1 protein-coding gene is annotated in these 18731 nt (G+C 49.6%); it reads left to right on the top strand.

What is annotated here, in order from left to right; all coding sequences use genetic code 11:
• The first annotated feature begins 1218 nt into the window (after positions 1–1218).
• Positions 1219–17589, top strand: a complete 16371-nt coding sequence (locus tag LG003_RS11185; protein ID WP_262980736.1) for a non-ribosomal peptide synthetase — start codon at positions 1219–1221, stop codon at positions 17587–17589.
• The last annotated feature ends 1142 nt before the right edge of the window (positions 17590–18731 follow it).

The following is an 18731-nucleotide window of genomic DNA, read 5'->3' as shown; positions in this document are numbered from 1 at the left end:
AGTTATTTAGTCAAGTTTTTACTATTATTGATTGGGGTTTAATCTAATCTGGTTTTTTCTATATATAAAAATATATTTCATTGTGTGGTTTTTGTTTTCATAAATCGTTAAGGATAATTAATGTAAGTTTTAAGAATAGCCATATATTTTTCGTTGTTAATGTTGGCTAATTTAATTAAAAAATTTGGTTTTGACATTAAAATAATGAGTGATAATTAACATGAAAATTGAATAATGTAATCTCTATATGTTTTCCTGCTGTATGGAAATTAGATAATATTGGAATTAAACTACAGGTTAATAAATGTAGTAGGGTGTAAAATAAATTACCCTGTAGAACGATTTACTTGAGATATATTGTTTTGTAATTAATGGTTCATTATGTAACCTATTGTTTTAAATAATAATGTTTATTGTAAGATAGTGTGTAATAAAGCCATTTCTAGTTTTAAATTGTTTCTATACGGTATTAAATATAATCACATTTATATCGACTTTATAATCTTATTATTATAAAAAAATATAATGGATTTAATTTGAATTTGTATTGGTTCGTTTACGGTATTTACATTAACGATATTATTTATTTGTTGAAAAATAGTGTGTTATGAATTACTTTTAACCCAGTCTTATATTTTCAAATAATTGAATATATAGGGTGGTTTGTAAATGTTGAATAAGTTACATTTGTAATTGAGCTATTAGTTAATTATTAAGATAAAGAATTTATTTTATAAGTAATTATCAAAGTAAACTTTTTTGATAATTTATTTATTTTATCTTTATAAATATATAATTTGTTTTTGAAATAATTTCAATTAGATATTAATAGAGAATAGATAAAATACAATGGTGATTTGGTATTTATGCATAATTAAATGCAGTTAACGGTTCCATTTTAAATGATGGAATTCAATATTAGCCAATTAAAATTGCAGTAAATCAATCGAACTTATCTAAAAAACGGGAACAAAAATGGAATGTCTTATTCCGAAGCATAAAATAAGTTATTTATTCCGTTGTCAGGAAAATTAATGTCAAGAAATTGTTAATTGCTTGTTGTTGACGAGGCTATAGCATCCCGTATCTGAATCTCTTGAATTGATATCAGATGTGTCCGTTTTTATTTCTTGGGGGCAAGAAGTGAGAAAGAAATATTGGTGATGGTTGTCAGAAATGACAGTTTTCAAATTTCTAACAGATTCGTTGAGGTAGTAAATGAAAGATAGTATCGCTCAAGCAGGAAGTGATTTTAAAGCTGAACTCTTCTCTCAGACGTCAGAAAATATAACCAACGTAAATGACACTTTACCACCGACTCAAAATGTAAAGAATATTCCCCAGACGTTGACATCCAGTGAATCATTTTGGTGCGAACGTCTTGCTGCTTTGCAACCCCTCCAATTACCTTTTGAAACCGCCGGAGAGCAAGTAGAACCCAGTTGGGTAATAAGCGACTGGCAGCTCCCGTTGCCAAAAAACGGTGAAGAGGAACCATTACAAACATTATTGCAGGCATTCGTTATCTACCTTGCGCGTTTGACTCAGCAGACGGTATTCCAAATCGGTTGGTACGTGGATGGGGTAAACGATAAGTCGGTAGATTTGGCACCAGTGGTGCCAATGGTCGTTGAGATGGAGTTTGATAAGCCCTGGCATGTGGTAGCGAATTGGCTGGATGGTGAGCTGGCCCGGTTGGCCCGGCACCGCACATTTAGTCGAGATCTCCTCGCGAGCGCTCCTTCATTGTGGGCTATTCCTGCGTTGACAAACCACCGGCCGTGGCGAATTGCCATTGCTGTCATAGCGGAGGATAGGCCGTGTGATCAGACGGTGCCGGGCGAATTGCTGACGTTCCAAATCAATGCGCAGGGTGGTTTTCGTTGGATCTACGATGAGAATCGCCTGAGCACGGAAGTGATTCTGCGCATGGGTGAACATTTACAGATGCTGGCAGCGTCAAAAAGGCAGGGAGAGGAAGTTCCTATTTGGCAGCTTAATGTGTTATCTGAGGCTGAACGTACCTTGCTATTGGAAACCTGGAACGCCACGGAAACCCCTTATCCTGACCCGGTATGTATACATCAATTGTTTGAACAACAGGCAGAGCAAGCCCCGCATGCCACAGCGTTGGAATATCAAGAACAGACCCTCAGTTATGCGGAACTGAATATCCGTGCTAACCGACTGGCTCATCAATTGATTGCGCTGGGCGTCATACCAGACCGGCGGGTCGCGATTTGTGTGGAACGTTCCCCGATGATGGTGGTGTCATTGCTGGCCGTGCTGAAAGCGGGTGGGGCTTATGTGCCGTTGGATTCAACTTATCCGCGGGAACGTCTGGCATATATCCTGAGCGATAGTGCACCGTCAGTGGTGCTGGTTGATAAAGCTGGCCGTGCGGCGCTGGGCGAACAGGCGCTGGTAGGAGTGACGGTATTTGATCCGAATATCCAACTTGACCAGCCCGACAGCAATCCGCAGATCCCGGCATTAACACCACAGCATCTGGCCTATGTGATTTACACCTCCGGCTCAACCGGACAGCCGAAAGGGGTGATGGTGGAACATCAGGCGATTTATCAACGTTATCTGGGTTTTAATGACACCTATGCCGTCACTGCACAAGACCGGCTATTGCAATTTGCCGCGTTTGCGTTTGATGTTTCAGTGGAGGATTTCTTCTCGTCATTATGCAACGGCGCCACACTGGTTATCCGGGATGATAGCTGGCTGGCTTCGATACCGGAATTTATTGCCTTAACCCGACAATATCGTATTACGGTGATGTCACTGCCGACTTTATTCTGGTCTGAACTGGCAGCTAGAGATAATGGATTGCCGCTGCCGGATTGTCTCCGGCTCATCATCATTGGGGGTGAGGTGGTGAAAAAGAGTGCCATTCAGGAGTGGTTTAGACAAGCAGGCCATCGGCCTCGGTTGTTGAATGGTTATGGCCCGACGGAAAACACCGTGACGGTGACCTATAAGGACGTGTTATCTCCGGACGATGCCCGTTCTATCGGCCGACCAGCTAAAAATGCCCGTATCTACCTGCTAGACAAATATGGCGAACTGGTACCCGCAGGTTGCGTGGGCGAGATGTATATTGGTGGCGTGGGCGTGGCTCGGGGTTATCTCAACCGGCTAGCGTTGAGCGTGGAACGTTTTATGCTGGATACTTTTAGTCCGGTGTCCGGCGAACGGATGTATCGCTCTGGGGATTTGGCCCGCTACCTGCCGGATGGGGACCTCGAATTTCTGGGCCGTAACGATGAACAGGTTAAAATTCGCGGTTTCCGGATTGAACTGGGGGAAATTGAAACCCGACTGATGGAACACCCGGCGGTACAAGAGGCAGCGGTGCTGGCATTGGATGGCGATCAGGGCAAACGGCTGGTGGCTTATGTGGAGGCGAAAGCGAATGAGAGATTGGCTGCTGATTTGCGTGAATACCTGAGTGCCATTTTGCCTGACTATATGGTGCCGGTGGCCTTTGTGCGTCTGGATAGCTTCCCGCAGACCCCGAGTGGCAAGTTAGATCGCCGGGCGTTGCCTGCGCCAGGGGAAGACGATTTTGCCCGTCAGATTTATGAAGCCCCACAAGGGAAGGCTGAGATCACTCTGGCGGACATCTGGCGTGAGTTATTGGGTATTGAACAAATAAGCCGGCATGACAGTTTCTTTGCGTTGGGTGGTCATTCCCTACTCGGCGTGCAGATGATTGAGCGTCTGCGTCGCTTGGGTTTGACACTGACGGCGCGTGATCTGTTCCAGTCGCCGGTGCTGTCAGCATTGGCTAAAACGTTGGGACAGCATCAGGCTGTGATAGTCCCGCCTAACGTCATCACGCCGACAACTACTGCGCTGATGCCGGAGATGTTGCCGCTGATTGATTTGAGTCAGACTGACATTGACCGTATCGTCGAGCAAGTGCCGGGCGGGATAACCAATATTCAGGATATCTATGCGTTGTCGCCGTTGCAGGACGGTATCTTGTTCCACCACCTGTTGGAACAGGCAGGTGACCCCTATCTGGTGCTCTATCCGGTGGCCTTTGCTAACCGGTCTTTACTGGAACGTTATCTGGCGGCGGTACAACAGACGGCTGATCGCCATGATATCTTGCGGACGGCGTTTATTTGGCAAGGATTATCAGTTCCAGCGCAGGTGGTCTGGCGTCAGGCACGGTTGCCCGTGACAGAACTGACGCTAGATCCGGCGGACGGTCCGGTCATTGATCAGTTAACTCGGCGTTTTGATCCCGTTCAATATCGTCTTGACTTGAGTCAAGCGCCGCTACTGCATTTTGTTATCGCTCAGGAAGCCGATGGCCGCTGGTTCTTACTGGAATTGCAGCATCATTTGATTGGCGACCATGAAACGATGGAAGTGATGCACCGTGAAGTGCAGGCCTATTTTACCGGACAGGGGGAGCATCTGCCTGCGCCGGTGCCGTTTCGTAATCTGGTGGCTGAGGCACGGTTGGGAGTGAGTCAGGAAGCGCATACCCGTTTCTTCACCGACATGTTGGCGGCAGTGGATGAGCCAACGTTGCCGTTTGGGCTGACAGGTGTGCATCGTGATGGATCTCAGAAGACGGAATCCCACTGGATGTTGGTTCCTGAGCTAAATGACCGTTTGCGCAGTCAGGCCCGGCGTTTGGGCGTCAGTCTGGCGGCGTTGTGTCATCTGGCTTGGGCGCAAGTGTTATCGCGTACCAGCGGACAGGAGAAAGTGGTGTTTGGTACCGTTCTATTTGGGCGCATGGCAGTGGGGGAAGGAATGGGGTTGTTTATCAATACCCTACCGCTGCGGCTGGATATCGATGAGACCCCGGTACGGGACAGTGTGCGGGAGGCGCATCTGCGGCTGGCTGAATTGTTGGAGCATGAGCATGCTCCATTGGCGTTGGCTCAACGATGCAGTGGAGTTGACAGCGGTACGCCGCTCTTTAGTGCCTTGTTGAACTATCGCCATAATGAGCAGCCGGATCCTTTGGATGAAACAATGACCGGGATTGAATTCCTGGGTGAACAAGAGCGAACTAACTATCCGTTTGTGCTGTCGGTAGAGGACGGTGGCTCTACGCTGGGTCTGACCGCTCAAGTCGTGCGGCCGTTTGATCCGGAAAGTCTATGCGGTTATATGCAACAGGCACTGGAGAGTCTGGTGGAAGCGCTGGAGCAAACCCCGGAAATGCCCGTTCGGGTATTGGATATCCTGCCGGAAGTGGAGCGTATTTTGTTGCTGGAAACCTGGAACGCGACGGAAACCGTCTACCCAGATCAGTTATGTGTCCATCAGTTGTTTGAACAGCAGGTGGAGAAAACTCCAGCGGCGACAGCGCTGATCGCAGGAGATAAAACGCTAAGCTATACGGAACTGAATACCCGTGCTAACCGGCTGGCTCATCAGTTAATCGAACAAGGAGCTTGTTCCGGTGATCATATTGCGCTTCTGCTAGAACGATCGATAGAACTGGTGGTGGCCCAGTTGGCCATTCTTAAAGTCGGTGCCGTTTACGTGCCGGTTGATCCCAGTATGCCGGATGAGCGGAAAAACTGGCTGATAAGTGATTGTTCCGCCCGGTTGCTGCTCACTGATACACAGGCTGATATTCCGGCGAACCTGACTGTTCCGCTGTTGCGTCTCTCGGATGAATCAGACACGGACGGAAGAGAGGAAGAGTGCCTCAACCCTGATTTGCCGTGTTCCAGTACCGAGTTAGCGTATATCATGTACACCTCCGGTTCTACCGGTACACCCAAAGGGGTCTTGGTACCGCATCGTGCGGTGGTCCGACTGGTCATCAATAATGACTATGCTGAAATCGGACCGGATGACCGAGTTGCCTTTACGGCTAATCCGGCTTTCGATGCTAGTACGTTTGAAGTTTGGGCACCGTTGCTCAGCGGCGGGGCGTTAGTGGTTATTGACCGCGCCACGTTATTAACACCACAGGAGTTAGTACCGGTTTTACAGGCTCACCACATCACAGTGCTGTGGCTAACTATCGGGTTGTTTAACCGACTGGCGGCAGAGTTATCTCCGGTTCTGCCGCAGATAAAGATTCTGATTTTCGGGGGAGATATACCCGATTTACAGGTGATTGCTCAGGTTCTAAATAATCGCCCGCCACAACAACTCTTGCAGGCTTATGGTCCCAGTGAGGGAACCACTTTTACCACTATGTATCCTATCGTGGCATTAACGCAGGGAGTGACTCGTATCCCCATTGGCCGACCGATAGCCAATACACGTATTTATCTGCTGGATGCTTACGGTCAGCCGGTGCCGACAGGTGCGATCGGTGAGATTTATGTGGGGGGAGATGGGGTTGCTTGCGGCTATCTTAATCGCCCTGACCAGACTGCGGAACGTTTCCTGACAGATCCATTTAGTGATCAACCGGATGCGCGTATGTACCGGACCGGGGATTTAGCCCGTTATCTGCCGGACGGTAATCTGGAATTTCTGGGCCGCAATGACCAACAGGTTAAAATCCGCGGCTTCCGCATTGAGCCGGGAGAAATTGAGACGCGTCTGGTGGAGCATTCGGCGGTGCGTGAGGCGGCTGTGTTGGCGCTGGGTGATGGGTCGGACAAACGGCTGGTGGCCTATGTGGCGGCGGAAGCCCATGAGGGGCTGGCGATTACTCTGCGTGATCACCTGAGTGCCATTTTACCTGATTATATGGTGCCGTCAGCTTTTGTGCGTCTGGATGCTTTCCCGTTAACCCCGAACGGTAAGCTGGATCGTCGGGCGTTACCGGCACCGGACGAAGAGGCGTTTGCCCGCCAAGTTTATGTTGCGCCACAAGGCGAAACGGAAATGGCGCTGGCGACGATTTGGCGTGAATTACTGGGGATTGAGCAGGTCAGTCGGTATGACAGCTTTTTTGCGTTGGGCGGCCACTCGTTGCTGGCTGTGCGGATGGTTGAACACCTGCGTCACTTGGGGTTGACGCTGGCAGTGCGTGACCTGTTCCAGTCGCCAGTGTTGTTTGAATTGGCGCAAACATTGGGGCAGCACCCGGTTATGGTGGTGCCATCGAATGTGATTACGTCAGCGACGACGAAAATCACCCCGGAAATGTTGCCGCTAATTGATCTGACTCAGGCTGAGATTGACCGTATCGTCGGGCAGGTGCCGGGTGGGATGACTAATATTCAGGATATCTATGCCCTGTCACCGTTGCAGGACGGTATTTTGTTCCACCATTTATTGGCAAACGAAGGTGATCCGTATCTGGTGGTCAGTCAAATGGCTTTTGCTGACCGGTCTCTGCTAGATCGTTATTTGGCGGCAGTGCAACAGGTGATTGATCGCCACGATATTCTGCGCACTGCCTTTATCTGGCAAGGGTTGTCAGTGCCGGCACAGGTAGTCTGGCGTCAAACGTCCTTATTAGTGACTGAATTGATGCTGGGCCCGGTTGATGGGTCGGTTAGCGATCAACTGGCTCGACGTTTTGATCCCCGTCATTATCGTCTCGATTTGGGTCAGGCACCGCTGTTACGTTTTGTGGTGGCGCAGGAGACCGATGGCCGCTGGTTCTTACTGGAATTGCAACATCACCTGATTGGTGACCATACCACAATGAAAGTGATGAACCGTGAAGTGCGGGCGTACCTTGCCGGGCAAGGGAATAGCCTGCCTGACCCGGCTCCTTTCCGCAATTTGGTGGCTCAAGCCCGGCTAGGGGTGAGTCAGGAAGCGCATATCCGCTTCTTTACTGACATGTTGGCGGAGGTGGATGAGCCTACGCTGCCGTTCGGGCTGGCGGATGTGCATCGTGATGGCTCTCAGGAGATAGCATCCCACCGGCTGCTGACGGCCAGCTTGAATGACCGCCTGCGTAGCCAAGCCCGACGTTTGGGGGTCAGTCTGGCGGCGTTGTGTCATTTGGCTTGGGCACAGGTGCTGTCGTGTACCAGTGGTCAGGAGAAAGTGGTGTTTGGCACCGTGCTGTTTGGGCGCATGACTGCGGGAGAAGGGGCTGACAATGGTATGGGGCTGTTTATCAATACTCTGCCGTTACGGCTGGATATGGATGATACGCCGGTACGCGATAGTGTACAGGCCGTACATACCCGGCTGGCGGGATTGTTGGAACATGAGCATGCTTCACTGGCGTTGGCTCAGAGATGCAGCAGGGTTGCCAGCGGTACGCCGCTTTTTAGTGCCTTAATGAACTACCGACATAATGATCAGCTTGATCCTTTGGATGAAACGATAGAGGGGATTGAATTCCTAGGCGAACAGGAGAGCACTAACTATCCCTTTGGAATGTCGGTGGAGGACGATGGCGCCACGCTGGGGCTGATCGCTCATGTGGTGCAACCGTTTGATCCAGAAAGCTTGTGCAGTTATATGCAGCAGGCGCTGGAGAGTTTGGTAGAGGCCCTTGAGCAGGCTCCAGAGGTACCGGTACGAACACTGAACATCCTGCCTGAAACGGAACGCACGTTGTTACTGGAAACTTGGAACGCCACGGAGACCCCGTATCCTGACGCGTTATGTATTCATCAGTTGTTTGAACAACAGGTGGAGAAAACCCCTGATGCGACGGCGTTGGTGTATCAAGAGCAGACGCTGAGTTATGCCGAATTAAATACCTGCGCCAACCGGTTGGCCCATCAACTGATTGCATGTGGCGTAACACCGGAACAACAGGTGGCGATTTGCGTGGCACGCTCACCGACGATGGTGGTGGCATTGTTGGCGGTACTGAAAGCGGGTGGGGCCTATGTGCCGCTGGACCCAACTTACCCGGGGGAGCGTCTGACGTATATCCTGAATGATACTGCCCCATCAGTGGTATTGGCGGATGCGACCGGACAGGCCGCACTGGGTGACGAAGCGCTGGCTGGGCTGACGGTAATTGACCCGAATATCCAGCCTGACCAACCGGACAGCAATCCATTAGTGACTGCATTAACGCCACAGCATCTGGCTTATGTGATTTACACCTCTGGTTCAACCGGGCAGCCGAAAGGGGTGATGGTAGAACATCAGGCGGTGTATCAACGTTATCTGGGTGTTAATGAACTCTATGCCGTCACCGAGCAAGACCGGGTGTTGCAATTTGCCGCTTTTGCGTTTGATGTTTCAGTGGAAGAGTGCTTCTCGTCATTATGCAACGGAGCCACGCTGGTAATTCGTGATGATAGCTGGCTGGCTTCAATGGCGGAATTTATTGCCTTAGCCCGGCAAAACCGTATCACGGTGATGTTTCTGCCGACTTTGTTCTGGTCTGAACTGGCGGCCAGAGATAACGGATTGCCGTTGCCGGATGGTCTCAGGCTCATCATTATTGGCAGTGAGGCGGTCAAAAAGAGCGCCATTCAGGATTGGTTTAAGCAGGAAACCTACCAACTCCGGCTATTGAACGCTTATGGCCCGACGGAAAATACCGTGACGGCGACCTGTAAAGAAATATTATCCCCGGCAGATGATCGTTCTATCGGTCGGCCGATTAGGAATACTCGTGTCTACTTACTGGATAGAAACAGGCAACCTGTGCCATTGGGCTGCGTTGGAGAAATATATATTGGTGGCGTGGGGGTGGCACGGGGTTATCTGAACCGGCTGGCATTGAGCGAGGAACGTTTTATACCGGATCCCTTTAATCCGATGTCCGATGCGCGGATGTATCGCACCGGAGATTTGGCCCGCTACCTGCCGGACGGTGAATTGGAATTCCTGGGGCGTAACGACCAACAGGTTAAAATTCGCGGCTTCCGGGTTGAGCTAGGGGAAATTGAAGCCCGGCTGGTGGAACACCCGGCGGTGCAAGAGGCGGCGGTGCTGGTGCTGGATGACGGGCAAGACAAACGGCTGGTCGCCTATGTGGCGGCGGAAGCGAATGAGGGTTTGGCTGCCCGTTTGCGTGAACACCTGAGTGCAGTTTTACCTGACTATATGATACCGGCGGCCTTTGTACGTCTGGATAGCTTCCCGCAGACGCCGAATGGCAAGTTAGATCGCCGAGCATTGCCGGCACCGGGGGAAGCGGCGTTTGCCCGTCAGGTTTATGAAGCCCCGCAAGGGAAGATAGAAACGATGCTAGCGGCTGTCTGGTGTGAATTGTTGGGTGTTGAGCAGATTAGTCGATATGACAGCTTCTTTGCGTTGGGCGGCCATTCACTGCTCGCCGTGCGCATGATTGAACGATTGCGGCGTATCGGTCTGGGGATATCGGTACAAACGCTATTTCAACATCCAACACTCTGTGTTCTGGCGCAGTCTCTGGTTCAGCATGATGAAATCCAGGTGCCTGACAACGGTATTACACCGGATACGACGGTACTGACACCGGCGATGTTGCCGCTGATCGATTTAACTCAGGCTGACATTGACTGCATCGTCGGACAGGTACCGGGCGGGATGGCGAATATTCAGGATATCTATGCGCTGTCACCGTTGCAGGATGGCATTTTGTTCCACCATCTGCTGGAGAATGAAGGTGATACCTATCTGTTAATTAGCCAGATGGTTTTTGCTGACCGGGCGCTGTTGGATCGTTATTTGATGGCGATTCAACGGATAATTGATCGGCACGATATTCTGCGTACCGCCTTTATTTGGCAAGGATTGTCAGTGCCGACGCAGGTGGTCTGGCGTCAGGCCCCATTGTCAGTGACGGAACTGACAATGAACCCGGCTGACGGCTCAGTCAGTGACCAGTTAACCCGGTGTTTTGATCCCGCTCACTATCGTCTTGACCTGAGTCAAGCCCCATTATTGCGTTTTGTTATCGCGCAGGAAACGGATAGTCGTTGGTTGTTACTGGAATTACATCATCACTTGATCGGTGACCATGAAACGATGGAAGTGATGCACCGCGAAGTTCAGGCGTATCTGACGGGTGAGGAGGAGAGTTTACCGGTGCCGGTTCCTTTCCGCAATTTGGTGGCGCAGGCCCGGTTGGGTGTCAGTCAGGAAGAGCATACCCGCTTCTTTACCGAGATGCTGGCGGAGGTGGATGAACCTACGTTGCCGTTTGGATTGACGGAGGTACATCGTGACGGTTCGCAGGTGACGGAATTCCACCGGATGTTGGTTCCTGAGCTAAATGACCGTCTGCGCAGTCAAGCCCGACGTTTGGGGGTCAGTCTGGCGGCGCTGTGTCATCTGGCTTGGGCACAGGTGTTGTCTTGTACCAGCGGTCAGCAGAGTGTCGTGTTTGGTACGGTGCTGTTTGGGCGTATGCAGGCGGGGGACGGTGCTGACAATGGCATGGGATTGTTTATCAATACCTTGCCGTTGCGGCTGGATATCGATGAGACTCCGGTACGGGACAGCGTGCAGGCCGCCCATACCCGACTCGCCGGATTATTGGCGCATGAGCATGCTTCATTGGCACTGGCTCAGCGTTGCAGTAGGGTTGCCAGCGGTACGCCACTCTTTAGTGCGCTGTTGAATTATCGGCATAATGCTTTGCCGGCAACGTCAGATGAACTGATCAGTGGTATTGAATTTCTTGGTGGACAGGAGCGAACCAACTACCCATTTGTGCTGTCGGTGGAGGATTTTGGTGAATCTCTGGGGCTGACGGCTCAGGTAGTACAACCGTTTGATCCGGAAAGCCTATGCGGTTATATGCAACAGGCGCTGGAGAGTCTGGTAGAAGCTTTGGAGCAAGCGCCGGAGACACCGATACGGGGGTTGAACATCTTGCCTGAAACGGAACGCAGGTTGTTGCTGGAAACTTGGAACGCCACGGAAACCGCCTATCCTGATGCGTTATGTATTCATCAATTGTTTGAGCAGCAAGTGGAGAAAACCCCAGAGGCGACGGCGCTGATAGCGGGCGATAAAACCCTAAGCTATACGGAACTGAATACCTGTGCTAACCGATTGGCTTATCAGTTAATCGAACAGGGGATTCGTCCGGATGACCATATTGCGCTCCTGTTAGAACGTTCGATAGAACTGGTGGTGGCCCAATTGGCTATTCTCAAAGCCGGCGCTGTTTACGTGCCGGTTGATCCCAGTATGCCGGATGAGCGGAAACATTGGCTGATAAGTGATTGTTCCGCCCGGTTGCTGCTCACTGATACACGGGCTGATATTCCGGCTAACTTGACTATTCCGCTGTTGCGTCTCTCTGATAAGAAAAGTACGAACAGAGAGCAAGATCATGTCAACCCTGATTTGCCGCGTTCCAGCGCCGAATTAGCGTATATTATGTACACCTCCGGCTCTACCGGCACACCCAAAGGGGTTTTGGTACAGCATCGTGCTATGGTCCGGCTGGTCATCAATAATGGCTATGCTAACATCGGACCGGAGGATCGGGTTGCCTTTACAGCTAATCCAGCTTTCGATGCCAGCACGTTTGAAGTTTGGGCACCGTTGCTTAATGGTGGTGCTTTAGTGGTTATCGACCGCGCCACCTTATTGACACCGCAGGAGTTAGTGCTGACTTTACAGGAGCACCGCATCACAGTTCTGTGGCTGACTATCGGGTTGTTTAACCGGCTGGCGGCAGAGTTATCTCCCATTCTTCCGCAAATTAAAATTCTGATTTTCGGGGGAGATATACCCGATTTACAGGTGATTGCTCAGGTTCTGGATAATCGTCCACCACAACAACTCTTGCAAGCCTATGGTCCGAGTGAAGGCACCACCTTTACCACCATGTATCCTATCGAGGTGTTACCGCAAGGAGCGAGCCGGATACCTATAGGTCGGCCAATAGCGAATACGCGTGTTTATCTGCTGGATGCTTACGGTCAGCCGGTACCGCCAGGTGTGATCGGTGAGATTTATGTCGGTGGTGATGGGGTCGCCCAAGGTTATCTCAATCGTCCTGAGTTAACCGCCGAACGTTTTCTTGTCGATCCGTTCAGTGATAACCCGGATGCCCGCATGTACCGAACTGGGGATTTGGCTCGCTATTTGCCGGACGGTAATCTGGAGTTCATGGGCCGTAATGACCAGCAGGTTAAAATCCGGGGCTTCCGAATTGAACCGGGGGAAATTGAGGCGCGTTTAGTAGAGCACCCGGCGGTGCGTGAAGCGGCTGTGTTGGTGTTAGGTGATGGACCCGACAAACGGCTGGTGGCTTATGTGGTGGCACTCGCGGATGACGGGCTGGTGAATAGCTTGCGTACTCACCTGAGTAAAATTCTGCCTGATTATATGGTGCCGTCAGCCTTTGTGCGTCTGGATGCGTTTCCGTTGACGCCGAACGGTAAGCTGGATCGTCGGGCGTTACCGGCACCGGACAGTAAAGCCGTTGCCCGTCAGGTTTACGTAGCGCCACAAGGCGAAACGGAAATGACGCTAGCGGCGATTTGGCGTGAATTACTGGGGATTGAACAGGTTAGTCGATATGACAGCTTCTTTGCGTTGGGCGGCCATTCACTGCTCGCTGTACGCATGATTGAACGCTTGCGTCATTTGGGGTTGACATTGGCGGCGCGTGATCTGTTCCAGTCGCCGGTGCTGTCAGATTTGGCCCAAACGTTGGGACAGCATCAGGCCATAATCGTGCCGGCTAACGTCATCACCCCGGCAACCGCGGCGTTGACACCGGAAATGTTGCCACTGATTGATCTAACTCAGTCAGAGATTGACCGTATCGTCGGGCAAATGCCGGGCGGAGTTGCCAATATTCAGGATATCTATGCCTTATCGCCGTTGCAGGACGGTATTTTGTTCCATCACTTATTGGCAAACAAAGGGGACCCCTATTTATTAACCGGTCAGATGGTCTTTACTGAGCGGACTTTGCTGGACCGTTATCTGGCGGCGGTGCAACAGGTGGTAAATAGACACGATATCTTGCGTACCGCTTTTATCTGGCAAGGGCTTTCAGTGCCTGCCCAAGTGGTTTGGCGTCAGGCATCCTTGTCGGTGACTGAGTTGACATTGAACCCAGGCGATGGACCGGTTAGCGGGCAATTGGCTGAGCATTTTGATCCCCGTCACCATCGTCTGGACCTGAGCGAAGCACCGTTATTGCGCTTTGTGGTAGCACAGGAGACTGATGGCCGTTGGATTGTACTGCAATTGCTGCATCATCTGATTGGCGACCATACCACGCTGGACGTGATGAACCGTGAAGTACAAGCTTATCTGGACGGACTGGAGGAGAGCCTGCCAACACCGACGCCTTTCCGCAATTTGGTAGCGCAGGCCCGGCTGGGGGTGAGTCAGGAAGCGCATATCCGCTTCTTTACCGAAATGCTGGCGGAGGTGGATGAACCTACATTGCCGTTCGGATTGACGGAGGTGCATCGTGATGGCTCCCAAGTGACGGAATCGCAGCAGATGTTGGCACCTGAGCTGAATGACCGTTTACGCAGTCAAGCCCGGCGTTTGGGGGTAAGTTTGGCGGCTTTATGTCATTTGGCTTGGGCGCAGGTGTTGTCGCGTACCAGCGGACAGGAACAGGTGGTGTTCGGTACCGTAATATTTGGACGCATGGCGGTGGGGAAAGGGGTTGACAGCGGCATGGGGCTGTTTATCAATACATTACCATTGCGGTTGGACATGGATGATACGCCGGTGCGTGATAGTGTTCGGGCGGCGCATAATCGGTTGGCGGGATTGTTGGAACATGAGCATGCCTCACTGGCGCTGGCCCAGCGTTGCAGTGGTGTGCAGGATGGCATTCCACTGTTTAGCGCCCTGTTGAACTACCGACATAATGAGCAACCAGATCCTTTGGATGAAACGATGGACGGCGTTGAATTCCTTGGTGCGCAGGAATTTACCAACTATCCGTTTGCCTTGTCGGTGGAAGATTTTGGTGATGCGCTAGGGCTGACTGCTCAAGTGATCCAGCCGTTTGAGCCTGAACGGGTATGTGGCTATATGCAACAGGCACTGGAAAGCTTGGTGGAGGCATTGGAACAGACCCCGGAAACGCCGGTACGGACATTGAACATCCTACCTGAAATTGAAAGTACGTTGATGCTGAGAACTTGGAATGCGACGGAAACCTCGTATCTTGAACTGTTATGTATTCATCAATTGTTTGAACAACAGGTGGAGCAAACCCCGGACGCGACCGCGTTAGTGTATGAGGAGCAAACTTTCAGCTATGCCGAATTAAATGCCCGCGCTAACCGGCTAGCCCATCAGCTAATTGCGCTAGGTGTAGAACCGGACCAGCGGGTGGCGATTTGCGTGGCACGTTCACCGGCGATGGTGGTGGGATTATTGGCGGTGCTGAAAGCTGGCGCGGCTTATGTGCCGTTAGATCCGGATTATCCAGGTGAACGTCTATCGCATATTTTGGCTGATGTCTCACCGGTTATTTTACTGGCCGATGCCGTCGGGCGTACAGTGTTGGGCGAAAACGTGCTTACCGGGCTGACAGTACTTGATCCGAATACATTGCCTGACCTGCCAGACAGCAATCCACAGATACCTGAATTGACCTCACGACATCTGGCGTATGTGATTTACACCTCCGGCTCTACTGGCACACCAAAGGGCGTGATGGTTGAACATAGGCAACTGGTCAGTCAAATTACTTCGCTGAACATGAAGTGGTCGCTCAACGTATCTGACCGTATATTACAATTTTGCAACCCCTCTTTTGACGTTTGTGCATCAGAAATATTTTGCGCAATAACACAGGGGGCACAATTAGTCTTAAGGACAAATCAGTGGCTCTTGAGTGCGCAGGCGTTCTGGCGTCTGTGCGAGTCTTATAAAATTACCTACATGGCGATACCGGCCCAATTCTGGCGGATAATATCAAATGTTAATAAAGGCGATATCTATCAGGGCCTAAGGATTATTTGCATTGGTGGGGAAGCGATACCTGATCATGAGTTACAACGTTGGCTATCGACTCACGGTGAATACCCTGTTCTGGCGAATTGTTATGGTCCTACAGAAGCCACGATTACTACAACGACATCCTGCCTAAACGAGGGGGTAGGGCAAGCCAATATCATTGGCCGTCCGCTGCCGAATACACGGGTTTACCTGCTCGACGTTCAGGGGCAGCCAGTACCGTTAGGCGTTGTGGGGGAATTGTATATTGGGGGCGCTGGTGTCGCACGGGGTTATTTCAACCGTGCTGAACTGACTGCGGAATACTTCCTGACTGATCCGTTTAGCGATAATCCAAATGCACGGATGTATCGAACCGGAGATTTGGTTCGCTACTTGCCGGATGGCAATCTGGAATTCCTGGGACGTCATGATCAACAGGTGAAAATTCGAGGATTCCGGGTTGAACCGGGTGAAATTGAGGCCCGGTTGGTGGAACATCCTGCGGTAAGTCAATCTGTGGTGCTGGCGTTGGGTGAAGGGCAGGACAAACGCTTAATTGCTTATGTGGTGGCTCAAGTGGATGAGAGGTTGGCGAATAGCCTGCGTACCCACTTGAGTGCCATTTTGCCTGACTATATGGTGCCGTCAGCCTTTGTGCGTCTTGACGCTTTTCCATTGACACCGAACGGTAAATTAGATCGTCGTGCGCTACCGGAGCCGGACAATGAAGCGTTTGCTCGTCAGGCTTATGAAGCGCCACAAGGCGAAACGGAGACCGTATTAGCGGCGATTTGGTGTGAATTGCTAGGGATTGATCAGGTTAGCCGGTATGACAATTTCTTCGCGTTGGGTGGTCACTCGTTGCTTGCTATGCGAATGATGAATCTTGCCGCCGGTCGGGGTTTGATTTTTACACTGAATGTCTTGTTCCAATTTCCGGTGTTGTCCGAATTGGCATCGAAAATTACCTCGGATTTGCTGTCTCAGCCGCAAAACAGTGCTATATCGGTGCGGCCTGATGGAGCAGGATTGCCACTATTCTTTGTTCCCAGTGGCATGGGTGATTATTCCTATGTCTTCGGATTGGCTCAACATATCCCGTTGGGCTATCCGATTTATGCGCTGCCTTGGCCATCCATCAGTGAAGAACCGATGGTAACGATGGAAGAGCAGGCAGCCAGAATGATCGCCTTGATGAAAGCCGTTCAACCGGCGGACCCATACCGGATAAGTGGCTACTCTTCTGGTGGGATATTGGCTTATGCCATTGCTCAGCGGCTTTTGAGTGCTGGTGAGCGAGTCAGTTTCTTGGGGTTGATTGATACACCTGCACCTCATTATTTTGGCAAAGAGGCCATGCAGTCCAAACATCATTTCTTCACTGAACTGGCCCGGCAGGCAGGGGAGGCGTACAAAGAAGAGGTTGCGGCGCTATACCAGCGAATTGATGAGTTGAATTTGGTTCAGTTTATTGCTGCGGCGCAAGAGTTGACGTTATATCCCGCAAACCTGCGTGCTGATGTGATTGCAAAATGTTGGGAACAGATCGAACGTTACACACAAATCGTTGCCGATTATGAGCCGTCAGCATTAGCAATAACGCTGCATCAGTTCTATGCGGTAGAACCTTCTCCTGCTGTTTTTTTTGCGGCGGATGAAAAACCAGAGTCCGTGAACATAGAACCGTCGTTAGGTTGGGAGCGAGTAATGCCTGATACTTCACTTCAGTTGATTGCTACTCCGGGTAACCATTTTAGTTTATTGGCGGATGATAAAAATAAAACCGCCTTAGCTCGGATTTTGAACAGGGTGCTGGCAATCAGCTATGACGAGGAGGCGTAATACTGATATATTAAGGAAGTACTCAATTATTTAGTTCTGGTGTGATAATCCGGTATGTATTTATTATACCGGATTTTTTATGCATTAAAATAGAATAAGAGAAGTTATCATTCCCATATAAGTTATTTTTTAGGTTTCTTTGTTATTATTGTTGCTATTTTATATTGTGTGATCTCAAACGGATTTTATTGTTGATTTTATTTTGTTTTGTTGATTGCCTTGGTATCAAAATTATATCTTTAATTGTGGCGTTATTGTTGGGAATATTTATTGTAATAGATAATTATGAGAAGATAATTGAAGGTGTGAGTGGTAATGTGTTTTTTGATGGTGATATAGGCTGATTTAATTGTCCTTAATTTCATCAGCTCGCTTTGGGATATATTAGGTTTATTTTAAATACCCGTGATAATTAAAAGCCTACTTATTAGGAGTAATTGCTTTTAGCTGTTCTTATAAATGAACAGCCAGCATGGAAAGCGTGGAGAATCCGGTGTATACGCGTAGTATTTGAAGGGTGATTCTCTTCATTCTTTATGGCAAAAAATAGCAAATAAAATAATCTATACCCTATGGATTTCAAGATGCATCGCGACGGCAAGGGAGCGAATCCCCAGGAGAATAGCTAACTATGTGACTGGGGTGAGTGAGTGCAGCCAACAAAGAGGCAACTTGAAAGATGACGGGTATATATGATAGGCAATAAATGTATATGTTGTGAGAGGTATATAATTGAATAATATTAAATTTTATCCTATATTTCCCCGCGTGCTGGTAAATGTTACTGGGCGTCAGAAAAATAACGTCACAAAGCGATCTAATTGCAATACATCTCGTTACAATCAATATTTTATTATATCTATCATATTGTTTTATTGTTGTGAAATAATATGTAGTGAAATTAATTGTAATTTGTAATGTTTCTTTATGGTATTGAATATAATAATGTCCTTATAGGAACAAGAATAAAATTTTTTATTTGTGTAATTAAGATGGGTTATTTGTTTGGTTATTAGTGGAATTTGTATCAAAAAATGACCGATTGGATGTTATTAATTGAGTGATGGCACAGTGTCTGAATATCTTGCATTGATATCGGATGTGTCCGTTTTTATTTCTTGGGGGCAAGAAGTAAGAAAGAA

The organism is Photorhabdus kleinii (genome assembly GCF_025384885.1).
Taxonomy (GTDB): Bacteria; Pseudomonadota; Gammaproteobacteria; order Enterobacterales; family Enterobacteriaceae; genus Photorhabdus; species Photorhabdus kayaii.
Note: the sequence above shows the minus strand (reverse complement) of the source record. Positions and strands in the feature narration are given on the sequence as shown.

What these genes read in the sequence shown, in the direction of transcription:
- LG003_RS11185 (WP_262980736.1), top strand. Translation starts at nt 1,219, where the DNA reads ATGAAAGATAGTATCGCTCAAGCAGGAAGTGATTTTAAAGCTGAACTC.